The following is a 2,670-nucleotide window of genomic DNA, read 5'->3' as shown; positions in this document are numbered from 1 at the left end:
GAAGAAAGGAAGGGGTCAAACCTTCAGAAGTCATTTAGCGAGGGTTTAAGACAACGAAATAGAGACATATGGCAAGGCAATTAAGAATAGGATTTGAAGGAGCACTCTACCATATCACCTCACGGGGAAATTTGAGAGAGGCGGTATTTTTTGAGGACAGTGATAAAGAGAGATTTTTAGACATTATAGCGAGGACAAAAGAAAGATATGGCTATCTCCTCTATGCATATGCTCTGATGGACAACCACTATCATCTTTTCATAGAAACACCGAAGGCAAATATATCTCAGATCATGCAGAACATAAACACAAGCTACACAGTCTATATAAATAAAAAGTACCGAAGGAGCGGCCACCTCTTTCAAGGGCGTTTCAAGGGCATAATCGTTGATAAAGACGAATACCTCGTTGTCCTGAGCAGATATATTCACCTGAACCCCATAAGGGCCGGAATTGTGCGGAAACCAGAGGATTACGAATGGACGAGTTACAGGGTTTATATTGGCAAAGCATCACAAGGGACGGCCTTGGTGGATACGGCTGATACGCTTTCGTGCTTCTCCAAAGACAGGGGCAAAGCAGCCCAAGCTTACAGGGAATTCGTTGAGGCAGACATAGAAGGGCAAGAAAACCCATTCAAGAAAGTCGAGGCAGGATTGATCCTCGGCGGCAGTGGCTTCAAGGAAAGAATAACGGAACTTTTGGAAAGAATAAAGGAAGATGATGAAATCCCACAGCTAAGAAAGCTCAGCATGAAAGTGCCAGTGGAGAGAATTATAAATATTTGCTGCGGTTACTATGGAAAGGGGCAAGAGGAATTGATCAGAAGCGGCAAGGGCAAACGGGAGAGGCAGATAGCGATATATCTGTCAAAAACACTGAGCGGTGAAGGGAATCGGGAGATCGGAAGGAGATTTGGAATAAAAGGACCGGCAGTAAGTGGAGTGATAAAGACAATAGAAGGGGAGATGAAAGCTGGGAGCGGATTGAAAAGTGAAATGGAACAGATAAGGAGGCAGATAATAAATGAATAATGAAGGTTTGACCCTTTCACTTCCTTTAAAGAACTGACAATGAGGCGGGCAAAGGTTAAAGACCAGCTTGCAGTTGAAAAGGTAGGCGGCAGCGATGCTGAAAAAGAGATAAGGCTGTTTTCCCTGCTCTGCAATGTGCCGATGGAACTGATAGAGGAGATTGATATTGCGGATTATAAGCAGATACAGAAGGAGTACGAGGATTTTTTGTCGTAACTGCAGGCGTGAGAGAAGCGGCGGCTAAAGTAGCTCATGCGCTGCATTTTAGACTCGATGAGATTATGGAGTTTGAAATCGCCGATCTTAAGCTTTGGCTGGACGAATCTTTGAAGATATTGAACGAGATATATAAGCCGCCCATTCAATAATTAAAGACGAAACGGAAATCAAAAGGGAGGCTATAAAAAAGCCTCCCAAAATGGTTATAACCAGTCCGATGATTACGGCATAGATAAAAGAGGTCGCAGTCATGGCAAAGGCCGCAACTACAATAAATGAAAGTAGAAAACTGAGCATGAAAAAAATCTTCTCGCTCATAAATATGTTATAGCATAAAAATAAAAAAATGGACAAATCATTCGTCATAGGCATAACTATAGGCGCAACGGCGCAGGTTGGTGCTGCAATAGCAGGCATAACTAAAGTCGGCTCTGCGATAGAGTCCTTAAAACAAAAAAGAGTCAATATCGGAGAGAAACTTGCAGACATTGAGAAGGTATCATCGAAGGCAGAGCAGAAGATAACGCACATAAGCTCTGCAATAGAAAAACTCAATCAGCGAAAGATACTGCTGGAGCAAAACCTCGTCAAATTTCCGCATCAGGCGGATACTACTACACAGAAGATAAATCAGATAGACTCTACGGTCGAGAGGCTTAACCAGAGGAAGTTTAAGATTCAGGCAGAGCTTGAAAGATCAAAGACATCTGCCGATGCGCTCAATAAAGAGCTTGTAAAGGTCGGAAGCGCTATAGAAAAGATAGAGGGTTCTCTTGCCAGAGCTAAATCACGCTCTGACATGAGAAAAGAGATACAGGGCAATGTCATCGGACTGGTCGCCATGGGCGCGACATTGGCATCTCCAATAAAAAAAGCTATAGAGTTCGAGTCGGTGATGGCTGATGTGGCAAAAGTTGTGGACTTTACATCCGAGGCAGAAAAGAAACTCTTTGCAGGCAAGATACTCGAAAAATCAAAGATAACGCCTGTCTCTGCAACTGGACTTGGTGAGATAGCAGCAGCCGGAGGCCAATTAGGAGTAGCCAAAGAACAGTTGATGGATTTCACTGATGTTGTAGCAAGAATGTCAACTGCATTCGATATGTCAGCCAGGGACGCAGGCGAGTCAATGGCTAAGCTAATGAATATATATGAGCTTGATGTTAAGTCCGTAGAGAAGCTTGGAGATGCTATAAACCAGCTCGGCAATACATCTGCTGCAAGGGAGAGGGATATTGTGAATGTGCTCGCAAGGATCGGCGGCACAGCAAGGGCTTTTGGCCTTGCAGGAAAGTCCGCTGCCGCTCTTGGCTCCGCAATGCTGTCGCTGGGAAGGTCGCCTGAGGTCGCTGCAACAGGAATTAATGCGATGCTCTTAAAATTAAAGACGGCAGACAGGCAGGGAAAGGAATTTCAG

4 protein-coding genes are annotated in these 2,670 nt (G+C 44.3%); all 4 read left to right on the top strand.

Features of this window, described 5'->3' with window-relative positions; all coding sequences use genetic code 11:
* Positions 1-68: 68 nt before the first annotated feature.
* On the top strand, positions 69-1,034 hold the full coding sequence (locus V7L97_RS07670) for a transposase (protein WP_333654753.1): 966 nt from the start codon (positions 69-71) through the stop codon (positions 1,032-1,034).
* Positions 1,035-1,067: 33 nt separating this feature from the next.
* Entirely contained in the window at positions 1,068-1,250 is a 183-nt protein-coding gene (locus tag V7L97_RS07665; protein ID WP_333654802.1) for a phage tail assembly protein, read from the top strand.
* Between the two features lie 8 nt (positions 1,251-1,258).
* Entirely contained in the window at positions 1,259-1,402 is a 144-nt protein-coding gene (locus tag V7L97_RS07660; protein ID WP_333654752.1) for a hypothetical protein, read from the top strand.
* Positions 1,403-1,599: 197 nt separating this feature from the next.
* The coding region (locus V7L97_RS07655; protein ID WP_333654751.1) for a phage tail tape measure protein at positions 1,600-2,670 on the top strand (1,071 nt) is incomplete at its 3' end.

It is taken from the genome of Dissulfurispira sp., assembly GCF_036745535.1.
GTDB lineage: Bacteria > Nitrospirota > Thermodesulfovibrionia > Thermodesulfovibrionales > Dissulfurispiraceae > Dissulfurispira.
The sequence above is the reverse complement of the archived record's forward strand: the minus strand, read 5'-3'. Positions and strand labels throughout refer to the sequence as shown.